Source organism: Burkholderia sp. APQ4-4ca, from assembly GCF_057837105.1.
In genome coordinates this window covers 57,208-82,829 of the sequence record NZ_JBYQCG010000230.1, presented here as the reverse complement: position 1 = coordinate 82,829, position 25,622 = coordinate 57,208, and the positions used below count along the sequence as shown (strand labels likewise).

23 protein-coding genes are annotated in these 25,622 nt (G+C 66.5%); 14 read left to right on the top strand and 9 right to left on the bottom strand.

Annotation, left to right across the window (positions count from 1 at the left end; all coding sequences use genetic code 11):
• Positions 1–13: 13 nt before the first annotated feature.
• Complete coding sequence (serS, locus tag AC3IFE_RS27195; protein ID WP_489193182.1) at positions 14–1,315, bottom strand: serine--tRNA ligase; 1,302 nt, start codon at positions 1,313–1,315, stop codon at positions 14–16.
• Positions 1,316–1,561: 246 nt separating this feature from the next.
• On the opposite strand from serS, the gene AC3IFE_RS27190 reads away from it, so the two are divergent.
• Positions 1,562–1,831 carry a DUF2164 domain-containing protein gene (locus tag AC3IFE_RS27190; protein ID WP_089467906.1) on the top strand — a complete coding sequence of 90 codons (270 nt, stop codon included), beginning with the start codon at positions 1,562–1,564 and terminating at the stop codon, positions 1,829–1,831.
• A gap of 16 nt (positions 1,832–1,847) precedes the next feature.
• Here the strand turns inward: AC3IFE_RS27190 and AC3IFE_RS27185 are convergent, their stop codons facing one another.
• The 3 genes from AC3IFE_RS27185 to AC3IFE_RS27175 form a co-directional block, all read right to left on the bottom strand.
• Positions 1,848–3,158: a replication-associated recombination protein A gene (locus tag AC3IFE_RS27185; protein WP_089466882.1), complete on the bottom strand. Its 1,311-nt coding sequence runs from the start codon at positions 3,156–3,158 to the stop codon at positions 1,848–1,850.
• A gap of 247 nt (positions 3,159–3,405) precedes the next feature.
• Positions 3,406–4,098 carry an outer membrane lipoprotein chaperone LolA gene (gene lolA / locus AC3IFE_RS27180; protein ID WP_089466881.1) on the bottom strand — a complete coding sequence of 231 codons (693 nt, stop codon included), beginning with the start codon at positions 4,096–4,098 and terminating at the stop codon, positions 3,406–3,408.
• A 46-nt stretch (positions 4,099–4,144) separates the two neighbouring features.
• Positions 4,145–6,454: a DNA translocase FtsK gene (locus tag AC3IFE_RS27175; protein ID WP_489193179.1), complete on the bottom strand. Its 2,310-nt coding sequence runs from the start codon at positions 6,452–6,454 to the stop codon at positions 4,145–4,147.
• 382 nt (positions 6,455–6,836) lie between these two features.
• Between AC3IFE_RS27175 and trxB the strand changes: the two genes are divergently transcribed.
• From trxB to AC3IFE_RS27160, 3 genes are all read left to right on the top strand, one after another.
• Complete coding sequence (gene trxB / locus AC3IFE_RS27170) at positions 6,837–7,799, top strand: thioredoxin-disulfide reductase (RefSeq protein WP_089466879.1); 963 nt, start codon at positions 6,837–6,839, stop codon at positions 7,797–7,799.
• Positions 7,800–7,935: 136 nt separating this feature from the next.
• The gene (locus tag AC3IFE_RS27165; protein ID WP_089466878.1) at positions 7,936–8,715 is read left to right on the top strand and encodes a Smr/MutS family protein; all 780 of its coding nucleotides are present in this window, start codon (positions 7,936–7,938) and stop codon (positions 8,713–8,715) included.
• Complete coding sequence (locus tag AC3IFE_RS27160; RefSeq protein ID WP_089466877.1) at positions 8,702–9,325, top strand: trimeric intracellular cation channel family protein; 624 nt, start codon at positions 8,702–8,704, stop codon at positions 9,323–9,325. Before AC3IFE_RS27165 ends, AC3IFE_RS27160 begins: the two co-directional genes overlap by 14 nt.
• A 97-nt stretch (positions 9,326–9,422) precedes the next feature.
• Here AC3IFE_RS27160 and AC3IFE_RS27155 read toward each other — a convergent pair whose 3' ends face one another.
• From AC3IFE_RS27155 to AC3IFE_RS27140, 4 genes are all read right to left on the bottom strand, one after another.
• Positions 9,423–10,541 carry an ABC transporter ATP-binding protein gene (locus AC3IFE_RS27155; RefSeq protein WP_089466876.1) on the bottom strand — a complete coding sequence of 373 codons (1,119 nt, stop codon included), beginning with the start codon at positions 10,539–10,541 and terminating at the stop codon, positions 9,423–9,425.
• 112 nt (positions 10,542–10,653) lie between these two features.
• The gene (locus tag AC3IFE_RS27150) at positions 10,654–11,511 is read right to left on the bottom strand and encodes a carbohydrate ABC transporter permease (protein WP_089466875.1); all 858 of its coding nucleotides are present in this window, start codon (positions 11,509–11,511) and stop codon (positions 10,654–10,656) included.
• A complete protein-coding gene (locus AC3IFE_RS27145) occupies positions 11,501–12,439 on the bottom strand; it encodes a carbohydrate ABC transporter permease (RefSeq protein WP_011544827.1) in 939 nt (312 codons plus the stop codon). The genes AC3IFE_RS27150 and AC3IFE_RS27145 overlap by 11 nt, the downstream gene beginning before the upstream one ends.
• Before the next feature lie 138 nt (positions 12,440–12,577).
• Positions 12,578–13,825 carry an ABC transporter substrate-binding protein gene (locus tag AC3IFE_RS27140; protein WP_301739482.1) on the bottom strand — a complete coding sequence of 416 codons (1,248 nt, stop codon included), beginning with the start codon at positions 13,823–13,825 and terminating at the stop codon, positions 12,578–12,580.
• A 431-nt stretch (positions 13,826–14,256) separates the two neighbouring features.
• Here AC3IFE_RS27140 and zwf point away from each other — a divergent pair, with 431 nt between their 5' ends.
• From zwf to AC3IFE_RS27110, 6 genes are all read left to right on the top strand, one after another.
• Positions 14,257–15,726, top strand: coding sequence for a glucose-6-phosphate dehydrogenase (zwf, locus tag AC3IFE_RS27135; protein ID WP_089466873.1), 1,470 nt, complete (start codon positions 14,257–14,259; stop codon positions 15,724–15,726).
• 88 nt (positions 15,727–15,814) lie between these two features.
• Positions 15,815–16,495, top strand: coding sequence for a 6-phosphogluconolactonase (gene pgl / locus AC3IFE_RS27130; RefSeq protein WP_089466872.1), 681 nt, complete (start codon positions 15,815–15,817; stop codon positions 16,493–16,495).
• Positions 16,473–18,401, top strand: coding sequence for a bifunctional transcriptional regulator/glucokinase (locus tag AC3IFE_RS27125; RefSeq protein ID WP_301739480.1), 1,929 nt, complete (start codon positions 16,473–16,475; stop codon positions 18,399–18,401). Before pgl ends, AC3IFE_RS27125 begins: the two co-directional genes overlap by 23 nt.
• 538 nt (positions 18,402–18,939) lie before the next feature.
• Entirely contained in the window at positions 18,940–19,392 is a 453-nt protein-coding gene (locus tag AC3IFE_RS27120; protein ID WP_489193199.1) for an STM2901 family protein, read from the top strand.
• Positions 19,392–19,748, top strand: coding sequence for a DUF1493 family protein (locus AC3IFE_RS27115; RefSeq protein ID WP_089466868.1), 357 nt, complete (start codon positions 19,392–19,394; stop codon positions 19,746–19,748). The genes AC3IFE_RS27120 and AC3IFE_RS27115 overlap by 1 nt, the downstream gene beginning before the upstream one ends.
• Positions 19,749–19,851: 103 nt before the next feature.
• On the top strand, positions 19,852–20,280 hold the full coding sequence (locus tag AC3IFE_RS27110) for a type VI secretion system amidase immunity protein Tai4 (RefSeq protein WP_489193173.1): 429 nt from the start codon (positions 19,852–19,854) through the stop codon (positions 20,278–20,280).
• Positions 20,281–20,340: 60 nt separating this feature from the next.
• Here AC3IFE_RS27110 and AC3IFE_RS27105 read toward each other — a convergent pair whose 3' ends face one another.
• Positions 20,341–21,558, bottom strand: coding sequence for a Bcr/CflA family multidrug efflux MFS transporter (locus AC3IFE_RS27105; protein ID WP_489193171.1), 1,218 nt, complete (start codon positions 21,556–21,558; stop codon positions 20,341–20,343).
• Between the two features lie 248 nt (positions 21,559–21,806).
• On the opposite strand from AC3IFE_RS27105, the gene AC3IFE_RS27100 reads away from it, so the two are divergent.
• The 4 genes from AC3IFE_RS27100 (at position 21,807) to AC3IFE_RS27085 (ending at position 25,503) form a co-directional block, all read left to right on the top strand.
• The gene (locus AC3IFE_RS27100) at positions 21,807–22,265 is read left to right on the top strand and encodes a hypothetical protein (protein ID WP_489193169.1); all 459 of its coding nucleotides are present in this window, start codon (positions 21,807–21,809) and stop codon (positions 22,263–22,265) included.
• A 173-nt stretch (positions 22,266–22,438) separates the two neighbouring features.
• A complete protein-coding gene (gene hemL, locus AC3IFE_RS27095; RefSeq protein ID WP_489193167.1) occupies positions 22,439–23,722 on the top strand; it encodes a glutamate-1-semialdehyde 2,1-aminomutase in 1,284 nt (427 codons plus the stop codon).
• A gap of 15 nt (positions 23,723–23,737) precedes the next feature.
• Positions 23,738–24,859, top strand: a complete 1,122-nt coding sequence (ribD, locus tag AC3IFE_RS27090; protein WP_489193165.1) for a bifunctional diaminohydroxyphosphoribosylaminopyrimidine deaminase/5-amino-6-(5-phosphoribosylamino)uracil reductase RibD — start codon at positions 23,738–23,740, stop codon at positions 24,857–24,859.
• Positions 24,860–24,873: 14 nt separating this feature from the next.
• A complete protein-coding gene (locus AC3IFE_RS27085) occupies positions 24,874–25,503 on the top strand; it encodes a riboflavin synthase (protein ID WP_489193163.1) in 630 nt (209 codons plus the stop codon).
• Positions 25,504–25,622: the final 119 nt, after the last annotated feature.

Sequence of the window (25,622 nt, the reverse complement as noted above, 5' to 3'; positions counted from 1 at the left end):
CGAAAGACCCGCGTTACGACGCCTGTGCCGGCGCGTCGATCCGCTCCATGCCGCCCATGTACGGACGCAGCACTTCCGGCACCGTGACCGAGCCGTCCGCGTTCTGGTAGTTCTCCAGCACTGCGACGAGCGTGCGACCGACCGCCAGACCCGAACCGTTCAACGTATGCACGAGCTCCGGCTTGCCCTGCGCGTTGCGGAACCGCGCCTGCATCCGGCGCGCCTGGAACGCCTCGGTGTTCGAGCAGCTCGAGATTTCGCGATAGGTGTTCTGCGCGGGCAGCCACACCTCGAGGTCGAACGTCTTCGCGGCCGAGAAGCCCATGTCTCCCGTGCACAGCGTGATCACGCGGTACGGCAGGCCGAGCTTCTGCAGGATCGCTTCCGCGTGGCCGACCATCTCGTCGAGCGCCGCGTACGACGTTTCCGGCGCGACGATCTGCACCATCTCGACCTTGTCGAACTGGTGCTGACGGATCATCCCGCGCGTGTCGCGGCCGTACGAACCGGCTTCCGAGCGGAAGCACGGCGAATGCGCGGTGAGCTTGATCGGCAGCGCGGACGCGTCGACGATCGACTCGCGCACGGTGTTCGTCAGCGAAATCTCGGACGTGGAGATCAGGTATTGCGTGACCGTGTTTTCCGCGCCGCCCTTCTCGACGCGGAACATGTCGTCCGCGAACTTCGGCAACTGGCCCGTGCCGTACAGGATCTCCGGGTTCACGATGTACGGCGTATACGTTTCGGTATAGCCGTGCTGCTGCGTGTGCGTGTCGATCATGAACTGCGCGAGCGCACGGTGCAGGCGCGCGATCGGGCCGCGCAGCATCGTGAAGCGTGCACCGGCGAGCTTCGCGCCCGTCTCGAAATCGAGGCCGAGCGGCGTGCCGACGTCGACGTGATCCTTCACCGCGAAGTCGAACTGGCGCGGCGTGCCCCAGCGGCGCGCCTCGACGTTGTCGGCTTCGTCCTTGCCGACCGGCACGCTTTCGTGCGCGACGTTCGGCATGCCCAGCATCAGGTCGGACAGACGCGCCTGGATCTCGCCGAGCCTGGCTTCCGACGCCTTCATTTCATCGCCGATCCCGCCGACCTCGGCCATCACGGCCGACGTGTCCTCGCCCTTGCCCTTCATCGCGCCGATCTGCTTCGACAGGCTGTTGCGGCGCGCCTGGAGCTCTTCGGTGTGGGTCTGGATCGCGCGGCGTTCCGCTTCGAGTGCGGAGAACGCGGCGACGTCGAGGGTGTAGCCGCGATCGGCGAGGCGCTTGGCGACGCCGTCGAGGTCTTTGCGCAGCAACTGGATGTCGAGCATGGGAGGACTTGGAAAATCGTTGTGTAAGACGGGAATTCTAACGCACCGCGCGGCCGCCACGGCGTCGGCCGGATGGACAATGCCGCAAATGCGGCGACCATGGCAGTATCGCATTGGCGGTCCGCCGCATCGGCGCCCGGCGAATTGCCGCGCCTGGCCATGACGGATCGCAACACGCCCGCGCCGGCTCGCGGCAATCGAATCGAGCGGCGCGCCGGCTCCGCGTCACAGCTCCCAAGGAATCCGATGACCATCGAACTCGACAAGGATGTACGCGATCGCGCGATCGCGTCGCTGCAACGTTATTTCACAGAAAACATGGACGAGCCGATCGGCAACATCCAGGCCGGCGCCCTGCTGCATTTCTTCATTCAGGAAGTCGCGCCGGCGATCTACAACCTCGCGATCGCCGACGCGCAGGAACGCCTGCATGCACGGGTCGCCGAACTCGACATCGAATGCCACGAAGAGCCGTTCGAATACTGGAAGCAACAGCAGCCGGGCCGCAAGCGCTGACGCGCGCGCGGCGGCGTCAGTCCTTCTTGCCGGCCTCGCGATCGAGCTCGCGCAGCCACGCGAGCTTCTCGGCGATCTTCGATTCGAGCCCGCGCGGCACCGGCTGATACCAGCGCGGCTCGCGCATCCCGTCCGGCAGGTACGTCTCGCCGGCGGCGTACGCGTTCGGCTCGTCGTGCGCGTAACGATAAGCGTGACCGTAGCCGAGCTCCTTCATCAGCCTGGTCGGCGCGTTACGCAGGTGCACGGGCACCTCGCGCGACTTGTCCTGCTTCACGAACGCCATCGCCTGGTTGAACGCGTTGTAGCCGGCGTTGCTCTTCGCCGCGCACGCGAGATAGATCACGGCCTGCCCGAGCGCGAGTTCGCCTTCCGGCGAGCCGAGCCGCTCGTAGGTTTCGGCCGCGTCGTTCGCCACCTGCAACGCGCGCGGGTCGGCCAGGCCGATGTCTTCCCACGCCATCCGCACGATGCGCCGCGCGAGATACTTCGGATCCGCGCCGCCGTCGATCATCCGGCAAAACCAGTACAGCGCGCCGTCCGGGCTCGAGCCGCGCACCGACTTGTGCAGCGCCGAAATCTGGTCGTAGAAGTTGTCGCCGCCCTTGTCGAAGCGCCGCGCGTTCAGCGTCATCGCATTGCTGACGAAATCGGCATCGATCGTCGCGACGCCGGCCGACGTCGCCGCCGTCTGCGCCTGTTCGAGCAGGTTCAGGAAGCGGCGCGCGTCGCCGTCCGCGTAGCCGACCAGCGTATCGATCGCCTTGTCGTCGAACGCGAGGCCGTCGAGCGCGATTTCCTGCGCGCGCTTCAGCAACTGGCGCATCTCGTCGTCGTTCAGCGACTTCAGCACGTACACCTGCGCCCGCGACAGCAACGCCGAATTAACCTCGAAACTCGGGTTTTCGGTCGTCGCGCCGATGAAGGTCACGAGGCCCGACTCGACGAACGGCAGCAGCGCATCCTGCTGCCCCTTGTTGAAACGGTGGATTTCGTCGACGAACAGGATCGTGTGGCGACCGGTACGGTTCAGCGTGTCCTTCGCCTGCTCCATCGACTCGCGGATGTCCTTCACGCCGCCGAGCACCGCGGACAGCGCGATGAACTCGCAGTCGAACGCGGCCGCGGTGAGCCGCGCGAGCGTCGTCTTGCCGACGCCGGGCGGCCCCCACAGGATCATCGAATGCGGCTTGCCCGATTCGAACGCGAGCCGCAGCGGCTTGCCTTCGCCCAGCAAATGCGTCTGGCCGATCACCTCGGCGAGCGTTTTCGGCCGCAGCGCCTCGGCGAGCGGGCGGCGCGGCTCGACTTGAAACAGGTCGGACATGAACCCTCGCTCCACATCAAACGGTCGCGGCCGAACCGGCCGCCGGACCTGACATTATGACAGCCGCGCGACGGCGCCGCCGCGGCCCGGCGGGCAGTGCCCGGGTCTGTTGCCCGGGTCTGTTGCACGCGTCTGTTGCACGCGTCTGTTGCACGCGTCTGTTGCACGCGCCTGTTGCACGCGCCCCCAAACAACACGGGCCTGCCGTTGCCGGCAGGCCCGTATCGGGAAAACGGTGCAGCGACGGTCAGCCGTTGATCACGTCCGCGCCCTTCGGCACGACGAACTTGAACGTATCGCCCTTCAGCGGCAGGTTCGTCTGGATGTTCGTGAAGGTCAGCAGCGTCACGTTGCCGAACACGTCGTGCAGCTCCATCGCGGCGAGCGTGCCGTTGCGGAAACCGATGCCGATTCGCTGAAACTGCGTGTCCTGCGCCTTCGGCAGCATCTCGAGCCAGTCGATGCCGCCCTTCTCGCCGGCGTCGCGCAGCGTGTAGTTCTTGTCGAGATCGTTGCTGCCGAACAGGATCGCCGCGGGGCTCGCGCCCAGCGCGCCGTTCAGCTTGCGCTCGGTGACCTGGTTCAGGTCGCGGTCGTACACGTAGAGCTTGTCGCCGTCGGCCTGCAGCACCTGCTGGTACGGCTTCTGGTACGTCCAGATGAACTTGCCCGGCCGCGCGAACATGAACGTGCCGCTCGAATTGTCGGTGGGCTTCGGCGCGGCCTGCACGGCGCTCGCGCCTTTGGCCGCCGGCGCCTTGACGATCTGCTGCGTGAAATCGCCCTTCGCCGAACGCACCTGCGACACGAAGGCCTTCAGTTGCTCGGTGCCGCCCGCGAACGCGTGCGTCGCCGCGAGCATCAGCGATGCGCCGGCGAGCGCCGCGCCGAGCCAGCGCCGCGTCGAACGAAGGGAAGGGGCGAACGAAAGTTGCTGCATGATGCGGTTTTCTCCGTGGGTGGCCGGCGCTGCAGGCGCCGCGGACTCATTCCGCGTCGCGCGCCGGCACAAGAATTTCGCGGTTGCCGCTCGACGACATCGCCGACACGAGCCCCGACTGCTCCATCTGCTCGAGCAGCCGCGCCGCGCGGTTGTAGCCGATTCGCAGATGACGCTGCACGAGCGAGATCGACGCACGGCGGTTCTTGATGACGATCTCGACCGCCTGGTCGTACAGCGGATCAGACTCGCCGCCGCCTTCGCCGGTTCCCGCGCCGGCCGAGCCCTCGTCGCCGTCGGCGGTGCCGCCTTCGAGCAGGCCCTCGACGTAGTTCGGCTCGCCCTGCTCCTTGAGCTTCTCGACGACGCGATGCACTTCGTCGTCGGCGACGAACGCGCCGTGCACGCGCACGGGCAGCCCCGAGCCGGGCGGCAGGTACAGCATGTCGCCCATCCCGAGCAGCGATTCGGCGCCCATCTGGTCGAGAATCGTGCGCGAGTCGATCTTCGACGACACCTGGAACGCGATCCGCGTCGGCACGTTCGCCTTGATCAGGCCGGTGATCACGTCGACCGACGGACGCTGCGTCGCGAGGATCAGGTGGATGCCGGCCGCGCGCGCCTTCTGCGCGATCCGCGCGATCAGCTCCTCGACCTTCTTGCCGACGACCATCATCAGGTCGGCCAGCTCGTCGATCACGACGACGATGTTCGGCAGGCGGCCGAGCGGCTCCGGATCGTCCGGCGTCAGGCTGAACGGGTTCGGGATCTTCTCCTCGCGCTTCGCCGCCTCGTCGATCTTGTTGTTGTAGCCCGCGAGGTTGCGCACGCCGAGCTTGCTCATCAGCTTGTAGCGGCGCTCCATCTCCGCGACCGTCCAGTTCAGCGCATGGCCGGCCTGGCGCATGTCGGTGACGACCGGGCACAGCAGGTGCGGAATGCCTTCGTAGACGCTCATTTCGAGCATCTTCGGATCGATCAGGATCAGGCGCACCTGCTCGGCGGTCGCCTTGTACAGCAGCGACAGGATCATCGCGTTGATCCCGACCGACTTGCCCGAACCGGTCGTGCCGGCGACCAGCAGGTGGGGCATCTTCGCGAGATCCGCGCACACCGGCTTGCCGCCGATGTCCTTGCCGAGGCTCAGCGTCAGCGCCGACGATGCGGCCGCATACACCTCGGAGCCGATGATCTCGGACAGATGCACCGTCTGGCGGCGCTGGTTCGGCAGCTCGAGCGCCATGTAGTTCTTGCCGGGAATCGTCTCGACGACTCGGATCGACACGAGCGACAGCGAACGCGCGAGATCCTTCGCGAGGTTGACGATCTGGCTGCCCTTCACGCCGGTGGCCGGCTCGATCTCGTAGCGCGTGACGACCGGGCCCGGATACGCGGCGACGACGCTCGCCTCGACGCCGAAATCCTTCAGCTTCTTCTCGATCAGGCGCGACGTGAATTCGAGCGTATCGGCGGAAATCGCTTCCTGCGTCTTCGGCGCGGGGTCGAGCAGCGACACCGGCGGCAGCGTCGAATCGCCCGGCAGGTCGGTAAACAGCGGCACCTGGCGCTCGCGCTCGACGCGCTCGGACTTCGCCGGCGTGATGACCGGCGGCACGATCGTTACCGGCTCGTGATCCTCGATGCGCACGCGCTCCTCTTCGACCTTGCCTTCGCGGCGCACCGCCGCGGCCTCGCCGAGCTTGCGGTCGCGCTCGGCCTCGCGGCGCAGCTTCGCGACGTTGACGGCGGACAGGATCGCGCCGCCGACGCGCTCGGCGACCGACAGCCACGAGAAGCGGAAATACAGCGACAGGCCGATCGCGAGCGCGATCAGCAGCAGCAGCGTGCCGCCCGTGAAGCCGAACGCATGCGACATCGCGCCCGCGACGGCCTCGCCGACGACGCCGCCCGGCGCGCGCGGCAACTGCACCTTCAGCGACCACATGCGCAGCGCCTCGATGCCGTCGCACGCGAGCACGACCAGCACGAACGCGAAGATTTCGGTGAGCCAGCCGATCGGCCGCTCCGGTTCGTCCGGCATCGCGTCGTGGCGCGTGATGCGGCGGTAGTTGACGGCGATGCGCCGCCCGAGCGGCACGATCAGCCAGTAGGCCGACAGGCCGAACAGCAGCAGGATGATGTCGGCCGTCCACGCGCCGACGCGGCCGGCCCAGTTCGAGATGTGATCGACCTGGGCGGCGTGCGTCCAGCTCGGATCGCGCCGGCTGTAGCTCAGCAGGGCCATCACCAGAAACGCGCAGAGCGCGACCTGGAGAATCCAGCGGATCTCCGTGAGGAGCTTCGACATCCGGTGCGGCAACGCCTGTGCCTGGGCGGAATAAGGAGCTTTTGCCATGAATCCGTATAAAGAGGACGGGCCGTGCGCCCGCCTGTCGTTCGATCGCGCTTATTGTAAACGCTGCACCGGGCCGCCAAGTGTAAATGACGGTTACATAACGGGGACGGGGTGCCGAACCGGCGCCGCCGGCAGCCGGCCGGATGCGCGCCCCCGCGACAACGCGCCACCGCATCGCGGGCCGCCGCCCGGCTCACCGCCGCGGTACGCGGGGGCACGCCACGAAACGCTATCGCCACGATTGAAACTCTCGTTCGGCAGCGCAGCAACGGGGCCTTTATAATGCGCGTCTGATACCCACCTATGACGGCATCCCGGTCAACCCGGACCGTCCGGCGAGCCCCTACCCCGCCCGCCGCAGCCGCCTTTTACGGATTCGCACATGTCCACGCCCAAACACGCCAAAGTCCTGATTCTCGGTTCCGGCCCCGCCGGCTATACGGCTGCCGTTTACGCGGCCCGCGCCAACCTGTCCCCGGTGCTGATCACCGGCATCGCGCAGGGCGGCCAGCTGATGACCACGACGGACGTCGAAAACTGGCCGGCCGACGCGAAAGGCGTGCAGGGTCCGGAGCTCATGGCGCGCTTCCAGGAGCACGCGGAGCGCTTCAACACCGAAATCGTCTTCGATCACATCCACACCGCCAAGCTGCACGAGCAACCGATCCGCCTGATCGGCGATTCGGGTGAATACACGTGCGATTCGCTGATCATCGCGACCGGCGCGTCCGCGCAGTATCTCGGCCTGGCCTCCGAGGAAGCGTTCATGGGCAAGGGCGTGTCGGCCTGCGCGACCTGCGACGGCTTCTTCTATCGCAACCAGGAAGTCGCGGTGATCGGCGGCGGCAACACGGCCGTCGAGGAAGCGCTCTACCTGACCGGCATCGCGAAGAAGGTCACCGTGATCCACCGCCGCGACAAGTTCCGCGCGGAGCCGATCCTGATCGATCGCCTGCTGGAGAAGCAAAAGGAAGGCGTCGTCGACATCAAGTGGGATCACGTGCTCGACGAAGTGACGGGCGAGGAATCGGGCGTCACGGGCCTGCGCATCAAGAACGTGAAGACCGGCGCGACGGAAGACCTGCACGTGCAGGGCGTGTTCGTCGCGATCGGCCACAAGCCGAACACCGACCTGTTCCAGGGCCAGCTGGAGATGAAGGACGGCTACATCCTGACGAAGAGCGGCCTGCAAGGCAACGCGACGTCGACGAGCGTGCCGGGCGTGTTCGCCGCGGGCGACGTGCAGGACAACGTGTACCGCCAGGCGATCACCAGCGCGGGCACGGGCTGCATGGCCGCGCTCGACGCGCAGCGCTACCTCGAAAGCCTGCACGACAAGAAGTAAGCCGGAAGCCTTTTCGCGGTGGGCGCTACAATGGCGTCCGCTGCCGCGAAGCAGGCTCGACCGGAAAGCCGCTGCCGCCGCGCAGCGGCTTTTTTTGTGCCCGCGCGCCCGAACGCGCCTGCCCTGTTACCGAATCATGGCGAAGAACCAGCCCCATCCGAGCGATCCCGCGAAGCGGAAGATCGCTGCCCGTCCCGTGACCCCGGCGCCCGCCGCGCCGCCGCCCGCGCCCGATGCGGCCGCGTTGCGCGGCCAGGGCCTCGCGGGCCTCGGCGCGTTGCGCAAGTCGCTGCAAGGCGAAGCCGATCGTCGCGAGCGCGCGCGCATCGAAACCGCGCAGGCCGAACGCAAGGCGGAAGCCGACGCGAACCTGTTCCGCAACGAAATCGGCACGATCCGGCCGCTGAACGCGCCGCCGCGCGCGTCGTCGGGCCGCATGCCGCCCGACCCGGTACCGAAACAGACGCAGCGCGACGAGGAGGCCGTGCTGAACGCGACGCTGTCCGACGAATTCGATCCCGAGACGCTGCTCGACAGCGACGACTCGCTCTATTACCACCGCCCCGGCATCAGCCGCGACGTCGTGCGCAAGCTGAGGAGCGGCGCGTGGATCGTGCAGGCGCAGATCGATCTGCACGGCATGCGGCGCGACGAAGCGCGCGATGCGCTCGCCGAATTCATCCGCGAAGCCGGCAAGAAAGGGCTGCGCTGCCTGCGCGTGATCCACGGCAAGGGCCTCGGCTCGATCGGCAAAGAACCGGTGCTGAAGGGCAAGGTGCGCGCGTGGCTCGTGCAGAAGGAAGAAGTGATCGCTTTCTGCGAGGCGCGCGGCCACGACGGCGGCGCGGGCGCGGTGCTGGTGCTGCTGCAGCCGCACGCGGCGCCGGCCGACCGGGGGCCGCGTGCCGCATCCTAGGCTGACGCTCGCGATCGCGATACTGGAGGCGATCGCCACGCTGGCTTTCGCGATTTCGGGGTTCATCGAGGCGCGCAAGAACCGCCTCGACTCGGTCGGCACGTTCGTCGTCGCGCTCGCGACCGCCTTCGGCGGCGGCACGCTGCGCGACATCCTGCTCGAGCGCCGGCCGTTTTACTGGGTCATGCACGACGACTACGTGATCGCGATCTTCGTGCTCGCGCTGTTCGCGCCGTTCGTGCTGCGCATGCTGTCGCGGCTGTCGGCCGAACGGCTGCTGCTGATCGCCGATGCGATCGGGCTCGGCATCTTCAGCATCTCGGGCACGTCGATCGCGCTCGACGCCGAGATGCCGCGCTTCATCGCGGTGATGATGGGCGTGATCACCGGCGTGGTCGGCGGGATCGTCCGCGACGTGCTGTGCAACGACATCCCGCTGATCCTGCGCGATTCGCGGCCGTACGCGACCTGTGCATTCGTCGGCTGCTGGTTCTACCTGCTGCTCGTGTGGCTGCAGTTCGACTCGGTGTACAGCGTGCTGCTCGCGACCGGCTTCATCCTCGTCGCGCGGCTCGCGACGTTCAAGTTCGACGTGCGGTTGCCGCACTGACCGGCGCATCCGCGCGCGCGTCAGCCGCATCGGCGAAACGAAAAAGGGGCCGTTCATCGAAACGGCCCCTTCGTCTTTCATTCACCCAAGCGTCGCGTCACGCGATCCGCTCTTCCGACGCCGGATCGAACAGCACGGCCTTCGACACGTCGAACAGCAGCGATTGCGTCTGCCCCGGCTGCGGGTTCGCGGCCGGATGCACGCGGCTCACGATCCGTTTGCCGTTCACCTGCGCGAACACGTGCGTGTCCGGGCCGGTCGGCTCGGTCACGTCGACGCGCACGTCGATCGGCTGCAGCTTCGACGCCTCGCCGTGATGTGCGTTGCGCGCGTCGGTGATGCGCTCCGGACGCAGGCCGAGGATCACCTCGCGGCCGACGTGCGACTTCAGCTTCGCCGCGTCGAACGGCAGGATCAGCGCGCTGCGCGCGAGGCCCGTGTCGATCTCGAGCGCGATCCCGCCGCCCTGCTCCACCAGCTTGCCGTTGATGAAGTTCATCGGCGGCGCGCCGATGAAGCCCGCGACGAACAGGTTCGACGGCGAATCGTAAATGTCCTGCGGCGCGCCGAACTGCTGGACCACGCCGTCCTTCATCACCGCAATGCGATCGCCGAGCGTCATCGCCTCGATCTGGTCGTGCGTCACGTAGACGATCGTCGTGCCGAGACGCTGGTGCAGCAGCTTGATTTCCGCACGCATCTCGATGCGCAGCTTCGCGTCGAGGTTCGACAGCGGCTCGTCGAACAGGAACAGCGACGGATCGCGCGCGAGCGCGCGGCCCATCGCGACGCGCTGGCGCTGGCCGCCCGACAGCTGGCCCGGCTTGCGGTCGAGCAGGTGCTGGATCTGCAGCATCGACGCCACGCGATCGACGATCTGCTGCTGCTCGCTCTTCGGCACCTTGCGGATGTTCAGCCCGAACGAGATGTTCTCGCGCACCGTCATCGACGGATACAGCGCGTACGACTGGAACACCATCGCGATGTCGCGATCCTTCGGCGACAGGTCGTTGACGACCTTGCCGTCGATGCAGATCTCGCCGCTCGTGACGGTCTCGAGCCCGGCGATCATGTTGAGCAGCGTCGATTTCCCGCAGCCCGAGCCGCCGACCAGGATCAGGAACTGTCCGTCCTCGATCTCGATGTCGACACCCTTCAGGACCGGCACCCCGTTCGGGTAGGTCTTGTACACGTCACGGATGGAAAGGCTTGCCATGCTGTGAATCCTCTGTCTCGTCTCGCGCGGCGCACTCGGGCGCCGCGTCGGGTTCGTTTCGATGCGCCGCGCGTGGTGCGCGGCCGGTTCGTCGTATCGGATAAAGCCGCGCCTACCCCTTCACCGCGCCCGCCGTCAGCCCGCGCACGAAGTAGCGGCCGGCGACGATGTAGACGAGCAGCGTCGGCAGCGCGGCGATGATCGCGCCGGCCATGTCGACGTTGTATTCCTTCACGCCCGTCGACGTGTTGACGAGGTTGTTCAGCGCGACCGTGATCGGCATCGAGTCGACGCCGGAGAACACGATCCCGAACAGGAAGTCGTTCCAGATCTGCGTGAATTGCCAGATCAGGCACACCATGAAGATCGGCAGCGACACCGGCAGCAGGATCTTCGTGAAGATCGTGAAGAAGCCGGCGCCGTCGATGCGCGCGGCCTTCACGAGTTCGGCCGGCACGCTCACGTAGAAGTTGCGGAAGAACATCGTCGTGAACGCGATCCCGTACACGACGTGCACGAACACGAGGCCCGGAATCGTGTTCGCGAGGCCGAGCATCCCCTGCAGGCGCGCCATCGGCAGCAGGATCACCTGGAACGGGATGAAGCAGCCGACCAGCATCATCGTGAACAGCGCGTCCGCGCCGCGAAAGCGCCAGTGGGTGAGCACGTAGCCGTTGAACGCGCCGATCAGCGACGAGATCAGCACGGCGGGAATCACCATCTGCAGCGAGTTCAGGAAGAACGGCTTCATCCCGTCGCAACGCACGCCGGTACAGGCGCCGCTCCATGCCTTGATCCACGGATCGAAAGTCCAGTGCGTCGGCGGCGTCAGCAGGTTGCCGGTGCGCAGCTGGTCGAGATCCTTGAACGACGTCGACAGCATCACGTAGATCGGGAACAGGAAATACAGCGCGAACAGGATCAGTGCCGCATAGATCACTGCCCGGCTGATCGTCATCTTAGGCTGCATTGCGGGTGCTCCTCGATTCCATATACATCAGCGGCACCAGCACCGCGACCACGGTCGCGAGCATCATCACCGAGGACGCCGCGCCGAGCCCGAGCTGGCCGCGGTTGAACGAAAACGTGTACATGAACATGGCCGGCAGCGACGACGACGTGCCCGGGCCGCCCGCCGTCAGCGCGACGACGAGGTCGAAGGTCTTGATCGTGATGTGGCAGAGGATCAGCAGCACCGAGAAGAACACCGGGCGCATGCTCGGGATCACGATCTTGCGGTAGATGGTGGGCAGCGTCGCGCCGTCGACCTGCGCGGCCTTGAAAATCTCGCCGTCGACACCGCGCAGCCCCGCGAGGAACAGCGCCATCACGAAGCCGGTCGACTGCCACACGGCCGCGATCACCACGCAGAAGATCGCCTTGTCCGGATCGTCGAGCCAGCCGAACGAGAAGCTCGTCCAGCCCCAGTCGTGCATCACCTTCTCGAGGCCGAGGCCCGGGTTCAGGATCCACTGCCATGCGGTCCCGGTCACGATGAACGACAGCGCCATCGGGTACAGGAAGATCGCGCGCAGCGCGCCTTCGTTGCGGATCCGCTGGTCGAGCAGGATCGCGAGGAACAGGCCGAGCCCGACGCAGATCGCGATGAACGGAATCCCGAACCAGCCGAGGTTCGCGGCGGAGGTCCACCACACGTCGTTCTGGAACAGGTCCGTGTAACGGCCGAAGCCGTCGAATTCGTAGTTGGGCAACAGCCGCGAGCGGGTCAGCGACAGATAGCCGGTAATCAGGATGAAGCCGTAGATGAACACCACGGCGATCGCGACGCTCGGCGCGAGCACGAGCTTCGGGATCCAGCGATCGGCGAAGGCCGACATCGGCGACGTACGCCGTGCGGCGGCAGCGCCGGATCCGTTTCCGCTAAGAGGGGCAGCCACTTGATTCGACTCCTGGAACGAGGGCGGCGCAGGCCGGGCCGGCGCCGGGTACGGCACGGGCCTGCGGGCGAGCCCGTTTGCTGCACATGCAAAAACGCCCGGCCGATGAAGCGTTTCCGGCCGGGCGCCTGGCGCGCGTTACTTGACCTTCGCGGCCTTCGCGAGCGCGGCGACCGCGCTCTTCGAATCCTGCTGCGAGTTCATGAACTTCGTCACGACGTCCGTGATCGCGCCGGCGGTCGCGTCGTTCTGCGCCATCCCGTGCGCGAGCGACGGCACGTAGCCGCCCGACTTGATCGCGACCTGCTCGTCGGCGTACGACTTCTTCGCGCAGTCGTCGAACTTGTCCATCTTCACGCCGAGGCGCACCGGGATCGAGCCCTTCAGCAGGCTGAACTGCTCCTGGAAGTCCGGCGTCATGATCGTCTTCGCGAGCGCGAGCTGGCCCGGCGTCGCGTTCTTCTCGCCCTTCTGCTGGAAGAACACGAACGAGTCGACGTTGAACGTGTATGCGTTCGCGGTGCCCGGCACCGGCGCGCAGATGTAGTCCTTGCCCGACTTCTTGCCGGCGTTCTCGAACTCGCCCTTCGCCCAGTCGCCCATGAACTGCATGCCGGCCTTGCCGTTGATGACCATCGCGGTCGCGAGGTTCCAGTCGCGGCCGTTACGACCGGTGTCGAAGTAGCCCTGGATCTTGCGCACCGTGTCGAACACCGACAGCATCTGCGGCGACGTCAGCGTCGCCTGGTCGAGGTCGACCAGCGCCTTCTTGTAGAACGCCGGGCCTTGGGACAGCACCACGTCTTCCCACAGCGTCAGGTCCTGCCACGGCTGGCCGCCCATCGCGACCGGCTGGATGCCCGCGGCCTTCAGCTTGTCGGCCACCGCGAAGAATTCGGGCCAGGTGGTCGGCACCTTCGCGCCGACCTTGTCGAGCGCGGCCTTGTTGATGTACAGCCAGTTGACGCGGTGCACCGAGAACGGCGCGGCGACGGTGTGGCCCTTGTACTTGATGATCTTGTCGATTTCCGGCGGCAGGTTCTGCTTCCAGTCGCCTGCGACGGAATCGATGTTGACGAGCACGCCCTGGTCGGCCCAGTCCTGGATCAGCGGGCCCTTGATCTGCGCGGCCGACGGTGCGTCGCCGCTGATCACCTTGGTCTTCAGCGCGGTCATCGCCGCGGCGCCGGCGCCGCCCGCGACCGCGAAGTCCTTCCACACGTAGCCCTGCTTCTGCAGGTCGTCCTTCAGCACGCCGACGGCCTTCGACTCGCCGCCCGAGGTCCACCAGTGCAGCACGGTTACGTTCTCGGCTGCCTGCGCCGCCACGGCGCCAGCCATCAGACCTGCGGCGCAGAGCGCGCCCATGATCGAGCGAACTTTCATTACTTATCTCCTCCAGACTGAATCAACTCGTGAGGTTCCCTCACCGGGAACCGGCTTCTTGATAACGACGGGGAAATCGAGCCGCGGGACGCATGCAGCGTACGGGGCCGATGACCGGCCGGGCTCTTACAGAAAGCGTGAATCGAGATTCAACGGCGTGTCTCCTCTTTGTGTTTCTGGCCCGCCGCGATGATGCGACGCGAGCCCGGGGCCGACGGCGCGCGGACGATGCGCACCGCCAATGTCCGATAACATTCGGCACAAGGCGCTCCCGAAGGCGAAGCTCGCGCAGCTCGTCGACCGCGCTTCTTTTTTTCTTCACCCAGGTGCTACCCCTTGCGGCGGATTGTAGTTAAACTACAATTCAGTGTCAAAAATATTTTTATCGCACTACGGATCGCTTCCGGGCACCCCCAACACGGCGGAGACACATGCATACCGATTCCAGCTTTACCTTCGTACTTTTCGGCGGCACCGGCGATTTGTCGATGCGCAAGATCCTGCCCGCGCTGTTCGAAGCGCACCGCGCGAACATGCTGGCGGCGAGCGGCCGGATCGTCGCCGTGGCGCGACACGAATCGGATCGGGCGGCCTATCTCGAATGGGTCGACACGCACGTGAAGCCGCATGCGGCGAAGGCGGCCGGCAACGCATTCGACGACGCGGCATGGAAGTCGTTTCTCGACCGCATCGAGTACGTGAAGCTCGATCTCGGCCGCGCGGAGGATTACGTCGTGCTGCGCGACGCGGTTGCATCGCTGCCCGGCATCCGCGTGTTCTATCTCGCGACGGGCCCGTCGCTGTTCGTGCCGATCTGCAAGGCGCTCGCGTCGGTCGGCCTGAACGAAGGCGCGCGCATCGTGCTCGAGAAGCCGCTCGGCTACGACCTGAAGTCGTCCAACGCGATCAACGACGCGGTCGGCGAGATCTTCGCGGAAGGCCAGATCTACCGGATCGACCACTACCTCGGCAAGGAGCCCGTGCAGAACCTGCTCGCGCTGCGCTTCGGCAATGCGCTGTTCGAGCCGCTGTGGCGCCGCGAATGGGTCGAGAGCATCCAGATCACGATCGCCGAGGAGCTCGGCGTCGAGGCGCGCGGCGACTTCTACGACAATACGGGCGCGCTGCGCGACATGGTGCAGAACCACCTGCTGCAGCTGCTGTCGATCGTCGCGATGGAGCCGCCGCACTCGATGGATTCCGACTCGGTGCGCGACGAGAAGCTGCGCGTGCTGCGCGCGCTGAAGCCGGTGGACCCGCGCGACATCGGCAAGGTGGCCGTGCGCGGCCAGTATCATGCGGGCGTGATCAAGGGCGCGCAGGTGCCGGCCTACGCGACCGAGCCGGGCGTGAAGCCCGACAGCCAGACCGAAACCTTCGTCGCGCTGAAGGTCGAGATCGAGAACTGGCGCTGGGCGGGCGTGCCGTTCTTCCTGCGCACCGGCAAGCGTCTGGCCGACCGCGTCGCGGAAATCGTCGTCAACTTCCGCCCGGTGCCGCACTCGGCGCTCGGGGCCTCCGCGCTGCGCGCCGGTGCGAACCGCCTCGTGATCCGGCTGCAGCCGAACGAGACGATCCGCCTGTACTGCCTCGCGAAGCAGCCGGGCGAAGGGATGAACCTCGCGAGCGTGCACCTCGACCTCGCGTTCGACCAGTTCTTCAAGGAAGGGCAGATGGAGGCGTACCAGCGCCTGCTGCTCGACGTGATCAACGGCCGGCTCGCCCTGTTCGTGCGTCGCGACGAACAGGAAGCCGCATGGCAGTGGGTCGAGCCGATCCTGAACGAATGGGCGCGCACGCTGAAACCGCCGAAGCCGTATGCGGCGGGCACGTGGGGGCCGGCCGCGTCGAGCGCGATGCTCGCGCAGCACGACACCTGCTGGCTCGAAGAAGAAAACTGATGCAAACCGTTGCGGCGTACGTCACCGTACGCGGCAACGCGCCTCACGATTCGTACGATTTGAACAGACAAAGCAGTCCGGAGGAGATGTGATCGAGATCCACGCTTTCGACACCCAGGAAGCGCAAAGCGAAGCGCTCGCGCGCGCCGTCGGCGATGCGCTGCGCGCGGCGCTCGCGGGCCCCGCGCGCCCGACGCTCGCGGTGTCCGGCGGCACCAGCCCGCGCCCGTTCCTGCACACGCTGTCGCACGCGGCGCTCGACTGGGCCGGCGTCGACGTCACACTGGTCGACGACCGCTGGGTGCCGGACGACGACGCGGCCAGCAACGCGCAACTCGTGCGCGACACGCTGCTGCGGCACGCGGCGGCCCCTGCCCGCTTCCTGCCGCTCGTCGACACACGTGTGTCGCTCGACGCGCACGTCGCCGCGCTCAATGCGAACGCCGACTACCGCGTGCCGACCGTCGCCGTGCTCGGCATGGGCGAGGACGGCCACACCGCGTCGATTTTCGCCGACGCGCCCGAATGGGACCACGCGATCACGACGTCCGAGCGCTTCGTCGCCGTGCATCCGGGCGCGGCGCCCCATGCACGCGTGAGCTATTCGCTCGATGCGCTGAAGCGCGTCGACCGGCTGTTCCTGCTGATCGCGGGCGCCCGCAAGCGCGACGTGCTCGACGCGGCAGCCGCGTCGCTGCAGAAGAACGCGATTTCCCAACTGGCCAACGACAAGGGGACCCAGCTCGATGTCTACTGGTGCGCAAAGTAAGGCGGTCGTCGCGGGTCAGCATGCCGACGGCCCGCGCCTGCTCGCGGACGTCGGCGGCACCAACGCGCGCTTCGCGCTGGAAACCGGCCCGGGCGAGATCACGCAGATCCGCGTCTATCCCGGCGCCGATTATCCGACGATCACCGACGCGATCCGCAAGTATCTGAAGGACGTGAAGATCAGCCGCGTGAACCACGCGGCGATCGCGATCGCGAACCCGGTCGACGGCGACCAGGTCACGATGACCAACCACGACTGGAGCTTCTCGATCGAGGCGACGCGCCGCGCGCTCGGCTTCGACACGCTGCTCGTCGTCAACGATTTCACCGCGCTCGCGATGGCGCTGCCCGGTCTGACCGATGCGCAGCGCGTGCAGGTGGGCGGCGGCGCGCGCCGCCAGAACAGCGTGATCGGCCTGCTCGGGCCCGGCACCGGGCTCGGCGTGTCGGGCCTGATTCCGGCCGACGACCGCTGGATCGCGCTCGGCAGCGAAGGCGGTCACGCCTCGTTCGCGCCGCAGGACGAGCGCGAGGATCTCGTGCTGCAATACGCGCGCAAGAAGTTTCCGCACGTGTCGTTCGAGCGTGTGTGCGCGGGCCCCGGCATGGAGATCATCTATCGTGCGCTCGCCGCGCGCGACAAGAAGCGGGTGGCCGCATCCGTCGACACGGTCGAGATCGTCGAGCGCGCACATGCGGGCGATGCGCTCGCGCTCGAGACGGTCGAATGCTTCTGCGGGATTCTCGGCGCGTTCGCCGGCAGCGTCGCGCTCACGCTCGGCGCGCTCGGCGGCGTGTACATCGGCGGCGGCGTCGCGCTGAAGCTGGGCGAGCTGTTCACGCGCTCGTCGTTCCGCGCGCGCTTCGAGGCGAAGGGCCGCTTCACGCACTATCTGCAGAACATCCCGACCTACCTGATCACCGCCGAGTACCCGGCGTTCCTGGGCGTATCGGCGATTCTCGCGGAGCAGTTGTCGAACCGCTCGGGCGGCGCGTCGTCGGCCGTGTTCGAGCGGATCCGCCAGATGCGCGACGCGCTGACGCCGGCCGAGCGCCGCGTGGCCGATCTCGCGCTGAACCATCCACGCTCGATCATCAACGATCCGATCGTCGACATCGCGCGCAAGGCCGACGTGAGCCAGCCGACCGTGATCCGCTTCTGCCGCTCGCTCGGCTGCCAGGGGCTGTCGGATTTCAAGCTGAAGCTCGCGACCGGCCTCACCGGCACGATCCCGATGAGCCACAGCCAGGTGCATCTCGGCGATACGGCCACCGACTTCGGCGCGAAGGTGCTCGACAACACGGTGTCCGCGATCCTGCAGCTGCGCGAACACCTGAATTTCGAGCACGTCGAGAACGCGATCGAAATCCTGAACGGCGCACGTCGCATCGAGTTCTACGGGCTCGGCAACTCGAACATCGTCGCGCAGGACGCGCACTACAAGTTCTTCCGCTTCGGAATCCCGACGATTGCGTACGGCGACCTGTACATGCAGGCCGCGTCGGCCGCGCTGCTCGGCAAGGGCGACGTGATCGTCGCGGTGTCGAAGTCGGGACGCGCGCCCGAGCTGCTGCGCGTGCTCGACGTCGCGATGCAGGCCGGCGCGAAGGTGATCGCGATCACGTCGAGCAACACGCCGCTCGCGAAGCGCGCGACCGTCGCGCTCGAGACCGACCACATCGAGATGCGCGAGTCGCAGTTGTCGATGATCTCGCGGGTCCTGCACCTGCTGATGATCGACATTCTCGCGGTCGGCGTCGCGATCCGTCGCGCGTCGACCAACGGCGAATTGCCGGAGGCCGTGGCGCAGGCGCGCGCGCGGGCGAGCGACGACGAAACGGCCGACGTGCTCGACTGGTTGAGCCACGGCGCGTCGCCGGCGGCGAAGGACGTCGCGCGGGACTGACGCTTCGGCGAAACACCGTCGATCCACGACACCCCGAACGCTGGATTCAGGCCCGGCGTTCGGGGTGTTTTGCATCAGCGGCACCGGTGCGAACCACATCAGCCCGGTAGGCATCGATGACGGCACGTGACGTCATACGTTCGTACATCCCCACATTTTCGAACAAGTCCGATTGTCGGCAGTTGTCCTGGCTCGGTAACTTCCTTCACTCCGCGTGATGCCGCCATCCCGGTCCGACGCGAGAAACGACGCGTTTCTCACCGAACCCCGATTGGCATCGACGGCATCACGTTCATCCAGCTTGCGGAGAGGGATATGACTAGACCACGTTTTTCAGCCGCATGGCAGCAGCAATGCGCATTTACGCGCCGATAAATTCCGCGGAGAAAGTTGCGCGAACGATTGGGGACAACGTTGCCACCCATATCCAGCGATGGAACAAAGCAGCAGTGATCAAATTCCCGCCTTCGCTGGGCGGCAGCACCCTGGACGATAGGCAGGGGATCGTTCTCTTCGAGATTTCAGCCTCGTCGATAGCCTGAGAGAGGAATACTATAATGAACACAATACCTATGCCTTTGGTACACATCGAGATCTCACGCCGATGGAGCTGTTTTTCCTTGTCTTTATCGATGAGACATGCAAGGAGCTTGGTGTTGACGATGTGGCAGCAGTGGTTGCCATTGTGGCCGGTCAAAATTGGATGCCAACACGAGCGAAGCCCTTTGGTACCACGCCGGGTACTTCCGTTGCGTCGATATCGAGTCGCAAGTATCTGGACTACGATTTGAAGAAGAAGATCCTCCCAACGCTGACCAATGCCAGCGTCAAGCGCTTGAAGTTCATTCTGGTAATAAACATTGGGGTTTTCGTTGGGCGCGCGGTTCCTGTCGTTGGCTGGGTCATTGCTGCCAAGGATGTCACGATGATCAGCGTTCGTTCCGTGTCGCGCTATAACGCACTTGTTAAACCTGAGGACAAGGTGTTCTGATGAGTCAGTTTACGTGGAACGAGTTTGAGGATTTTGTGAGAAGGGAGGCCGGTGTTGGTCCCCAAAAAATTCTCACAAAAGATCATGCCGTCGAGGGTGATTTGGATATCACTGGCGATGATGCGGTCGAGTTTATGGAGCGCTTCTTTGATAAATTTCCAGTGCAAGTTGGAGATTTTGAATTCAATCGCTACTTCTCAGGAGAGGGCTTTAGCTTGATTGAAGTTGCGCGGATGGCTTTCTCCAGAAAACGCCGAGAAAAATATGACAAAGTGCCACTGACTCTAGGCATGCTCTATCAGGCTATTCTGGATGGAGCGTGGAGCAATCAGCGCTTGGAAAGCCTGCCGCGCTGATTGCACCTCGCCAAATAGACCGGTTCATCTTTTAGGCGATGTGTTGGATCTGTGCATACCTCTGGAGTCTGCCATCAGACAAAATCCGCTGCTCCGGTGTGTGATGTTCTGGGCGCTGATGTTCGCGGCACAACCCAGCCACGCCGCGGATACGTCGTCGCCGCAAGCCGGCGCCCGAACCTACGCGCAGAACTACAAGGACATGGTGTTCGCCGAATGCATCGCGACCGCTTATCGGAATGAACCGACCGCTGCGATGGACGCGGGAAGCAGTGCCAGTGCGCTGATGGACTGGACCGACTTCGATCTGGAGCGGAACCCCGACGCGAGCAAATCACTGGTCAATCTTTTTCTTGCACGCGACTATCGCAATCCGGTCGTCGAGTCCGAAATCAAGGGCGTGAGATTTGATTTTTTAAAATGCCTAGATCTGTATCACGGCCAGGAACTCGAGACTGAAGTCAGGCGATTCGTGATCAACCCGAAGCGCAGCTATCGACTCGACAATCGCTCGTCAGACCGTTCAAAGTGATGCAGAGGTGGGAAGTTCAAACCCGTCGACCGCCCTCCTCCGCCAGTTCCGCCGCGCTGCTTAAGCCCCGGTCGGCACGGGCCGTCCATGCCAGCGCAGCACCAGATAGCGCCCGACGAAGCACAGCACGCCGGTGACGCCGATCGTCACGCCCATCGCGAACGGCGTGCCGTCCGCGAGTGCGCCGATCGCGACACTCGCGAGTGCGCCAAGCGCGAGCTGCATCGCGCCGAACACGGCCGCCGACGCGCCCGCGTTGTGCGGATAGCGGTGCATCAGGTCGGTCGTGCAGTTCGCGGACAGGATCCCGACCACGCCGACGACGAAGAACAGGCACACGACGATCGACCACAGCCCGCCCCACCCCGTCAGCGCGACGAACGCGACCGCAAGCGACGCGATGCAGCTCACGAGCGACGCGGCCGCGATGATGCGCAGCGACCCGATGCGGCCGACGAGCCGCGTGTTCGCGAAGTTGCCGATCATGATCCCGACGACGTTCAGCCCGAACAGCAGCCCGTAGTGCTGCGGCGACACGTGGAAATACTCGATGTACACGAACGGCGTCGCGGTGATGTACGAGAACATCGACGCGAACGCCATCCCGCCGCACAGCATGTGCCCCCATGCGACGGGATCGGACAGGATGCGCCCGTACGATGCGAACGACGCGAGCACGGCCGCGCTCTTGCGCCGCTCCTTCGGCCAGGTTTCGGGCACGCGCAGATACGCGGTCGTCGCGCAGATCGCGCCGAACACGGCCAGCACGACGAACACGCCGCGCCAGCCGGAGAAACGCAGGATCTGGCCGCCGATCAGCGGCGCGAGCAGCGGCCCGACCGCGGTGACGATCGCGACCATCGACAGCACCTTCGCCGCGTCGCTCGGTTCGTGCGCGTCGCGCGCGATCGCCCGCGCGAGCACCGACGCGGCGCCGGCGCCGAGCGCCTGCAGGAAACGCACGACGATCAGCATGTCGATCGAACCCGACACGAAGCAGCCGATGCTCGCGAGCGTGAACAGCGCGATCCCGCCAAGCAGCACCGGGCGGCGGCCCCACGTGTCGGACAGCGGGCCGTACAGCAGCATGCCGATCGAGAAGCCGGCCATGAAGCTCGTCAGCGTGCGCTGCGCGGCGCCGGGGCTCACGGAAAAGCCGTCGGCAATCGACGGCAAGCTCGGCAGGTACATGTCGGTGGCGATCGGCCCGCAGGCCGCGAGCGCGCCGAGCAACAGGATCAGCCGGGCATCGGGCCGGCGCCGGACGACGTGAGACATGGGTATCCGGAATGGGTGCCCGCACGCATCGGGGCGCGCGTGGCGGTAAAGACGGCAGGCCGCGCCGCAAGCGGCGCGTTCAGGCTCATGATTGTACGCGCAACTTTTTTGCGTGCCTCAGCCCGCACGCGGCGGCGGCCGGGGACACGCCCATGCGCGTCGCGCGCCGAACGAGCCCGCGGGCGGATTCGATTAAGCTTGCTGCTGCCCGCCCCTCTCGTCTGACCTATTCGACGTACGACCGACCGATGACCGCTTTCCTGCTGATCTGGAGCCCCAAGAAATGGCCATGGCCCGAACTGCCCGACGTCGCCGCGCGCGTGAAGGCCGGCGAGGCCGTGCATGACGTGTGGGGCTGCGGCTTCGCGCGCGGCATCCTGCCGGGCGACCGCGTGTTCCTGCACCGCGTCGCGAAGGAAACGAAGGGCGTGTTCGGCTCCGGCTACGTGACGCGCGCGCCGTACGAGGTGCCCGATCCGTCGACCAAGCGCGGCTACCGGCTGTGCATCGACTTCGTGTACGACTGGCTCGTCGACGCGCATCAGGACGTCGTGATCGCGCGCGACGCGCTGCGCGTGCATCCGTACTCGGTGCAGACGTGGGACGCGCAGAGTTCCGGCACGTCGATCAAGCCGATGGTCGAGGGCCCGCTCGAAAAGCGCTGGGCCGAGCTGACCGGCAAGCGCAAGCGGCCGCGATCAGCGTAAACCGGGTCGAATCGGGGCCGCCTTTCCGCCCGGTCGATTCCCCAACGCGCCGAAAGGCCGCACAAGCGCTGGCGGGCCTGCCGTGCGCGTCTCCGGTACAATCAGACGATCGTTCCGCCAGGCGCCGCGGCCCGTGCACAGGCCCCCGCGCCCTTCTCTCGCAGGTTTCGCTCATGTCCAACAATCAGATCCTCTTCGAACGCGCCCAGAAGACCATTCCCGGCGGCGTCAACTCGCCGGTGCGTGCGTTCCGCTCGGTCGGCGGCACGCCGCGTTTCGTCGCGTGCGCGCAAGGCCCGTATTTCTGGGATGCCGACGGCAAGCAGTACATCGACTACATCGGCTCGTGGGGCCCGATGATCGTCGGCCACGTCCATCCGGACGTGCTGTCGGCCGTGCAGAACGTGCTCGCCGACGGCTTCTCGTTCGGCGCGCCGACCGAAGCCGAGATCGAGATCGCCGAGGAAATCTGCAAGCTCGTGCCGTCGATCGAACAGGTGCGGATGGTGTCGAGCGGCACCGAGGCCACGATGAGCGCGCTGCGTCTCGCGCGCGGCTTCACGGGCCGCAGCCGCATCGTGAAGTTCGAGGGCTGCTACCACGGCCACGCGGACAGCCTGCTGGTCAAGGCCGGCTCGGGCCTGCTGACGTTCGGCAACCCGACGTCGGCCGGCGTGCCCGCCGACATCGCGAAGCACACGACCGTCCTCGAATACAACAACGTCGCCGCGCTGGAAGAAGCGTTCGGCGCGTTCGGCGACGAGATCGCCGCGGTGATCGTCGAGCCGGTCGCCGGCAACATGAACCTCGTGCGCGGCACGCCCGAATTCCTGAACGCGCTGCGCGCGCTGTGCACGAAGCACGGCGCCGTGCTGATCTTCGACGAGGTGATGTGCGGGTTCCGCGTCGCGCTCGGCGGCGCGCAGGCGTATTACGGGATCGCGGCCGACCTCACCTGCCTCGGCAAGGTGATCGGCGGCGGGATGCCGGCCGCCGCGTTCGGCGGCCGCCGCGACATCATGGCCCACCTCGCGCCGCTCGGCGGCGTGTATCAGGCCGGCACGCTGTCGGGCAACCCGATCGCCGTCGCCGCGGGCCTGAAGACGCTGCAACTGATCCAGGCGCCGGGCTTCTACGACGCGCTCGCCGCGCAGACGAAGCGCCTCGCCGACGGCCTCGCGGCCGAAGCGCGCGCGGCCGGCGTGCCGTTCGCGGCCGATTCGGTCGGCGCGATGTTCGGCCTGTACTTCGCCGAGCGCGTGCCGACGAGCTTCGCGGAAGTCACGAAGAGCGACACCGAGCGCTTCAACCGCTTCTTCCACCTGATGCTCGACGAGGGCGTGTACTTCGCGCCGTCCGCATACGAAGCCGGCTTCGTGTCGAGCACGCACGACGACGCGGTGATCGACGCGACGCTCGCGGCCGCGCGCCGCGCATTCGCGGCACTCGCCGCCTGACCCGGGGCCGCCCGCATGTTCTCGGACACCGATTTCGCCCACATGCAGCGCGCGCTCGCGCTCGCCGCGCGCGGCATGTACACGACCGCGCCGAATCCGCACGTCGGCTGCGTGATCGTCAAGGACGGCGACGTGATCGGCGAAGGCTTCACGCAGCCGGCCGGCCAGGACCACGCGGAAGTGCAGGCGCTGAAGGACGCTCGCGCGCGCGGCAACGACGTCGCGGGCTCGACCGTCTACGTGACGCTCGAACCGTGCAGCCATTTCGGCCGCACGCCGCCGTGCGCGAACGCGCTGATCGACGCGCGCGTGGCCAAGGTCGTCGCGGCGATGGAAGATCCGAACCCGCAGGTGTCGGGCCGCGGCCTCGGAATGCTGCGCGACGCGGGCATCGACGTGCGCTGCGGGCTGCTCGCGCATGAGGCCGGCGAGCTGAACATCGGCTTCGTGTCGCGGATGACGCGCGGCCGCCCGTGGGTGCGGATGAAGGCCGCCGCGTCGCTCGACGGCCGCACCGCGCTGCCCTCGGGCGAAAGCCAGTGGATCACCGGTGAAGCCGCGCGCCTCGACGGGCACGCATGGCGCGCCCGCGCCTGCGCGATCCTCACCGGCATCGGCACCGTGCGCGAGGACAATCCGCTGCTGACCGTGCGCGGCGTCGACACGCCGCGCCAGCCGCAACGCATCCTCGTGGACAGCCGTCTCGACCTGCCGCTCGACGCGCGGCTGCTCGAAGGCGCGCCGTTGCTGATCTTCTGCGGCCGGCTCGACGCCGCCGGCGAACTACGCGCGAACGTGCTGAAGTCGCGCGGCGCGGAAATCGTGCCGCTCGCGAATGCCCACGGCAAGGTCGACCTGCCGGCGATGCTGGCGGCGCTCGCCGCGCGCGGCGTCAACGAGTTGCACGTCGAGGCCGGCCACAAGCTGAACGGTTCGCTGCTGCGCGAGCACTGCGTCGACGAATTGCTGGTGTATCTCGCGCCGAGCCTGCTGGGCGCCGACGCGGCCGGCATGTTCGATCTCGCCGCGCCGGCCAGCCTCGACGCGCGCACGCGGCTGTCGTTCCACGGTATCGAGCGGATCGGCGACGACCTGCGGATCCTCGCGCGTGTCGCGCCGCCCGACGCCGCTCACTGAACGGAATCGTCACGATGTTTACCGGAATTGTCGCGGCCGTCGGCCGCATCGAAACGATCGCCCCGCTCGGCACGTCGACCGATGCCGGCGTGCGCCTGACCGTACAGGCCGGCGGGCTCGACCTGGCCGATGTCGCGCTCGGCGACAGCATCGCGATCCAGGGCGCGTGCATGACGGTGATCGAAAAGACCGCCGCCACGTTCGACGTCGACGTGTCGCGCGAAAGCCTGAACCGGACGGTCGGCCTCGCGCAGCCCGGCGAAGTGAACCTCGAGAAGGCGCTGCGCGCGCACGACCGCCTCGGCGGGCATATCGTGTCGGGCCATGTGGACGGCCTCGGCACCGTCACGCGCTTCGCGCCGGTCGGCGAGTCGCACGAACTGCGGATCGTCGCGCCGCGCGAACTCGGCCGCTATCTCGCGTACAAGGGCTCGATCACGGTGAACGGCGTGAGCCTGACCGTAAATACGGTCGACGATCGCGCGGACGGCTGCGAATTCTCGATCAACCTGATTCCGCATACGGTCGAGGTCACGACGCTGCGTCACGTGAAGGCCGACGACAAGGTCAATCTCGAAGTCGACATGATCGCGCGGTATGTGGAGCGGATGCTGTCGGCATCGCAGGGCGTGCATCAGGACTGATCGGGCAGTTCCATTCTGTCCTGTATAGGGAACGATGGCTGACGGCTCGGTCCGGCATTGTTCGGCGCGCCGCGGCGCCCCCGGGCGTTGCCCCCATTCTGTTTCGTGCGGTGCCGCCC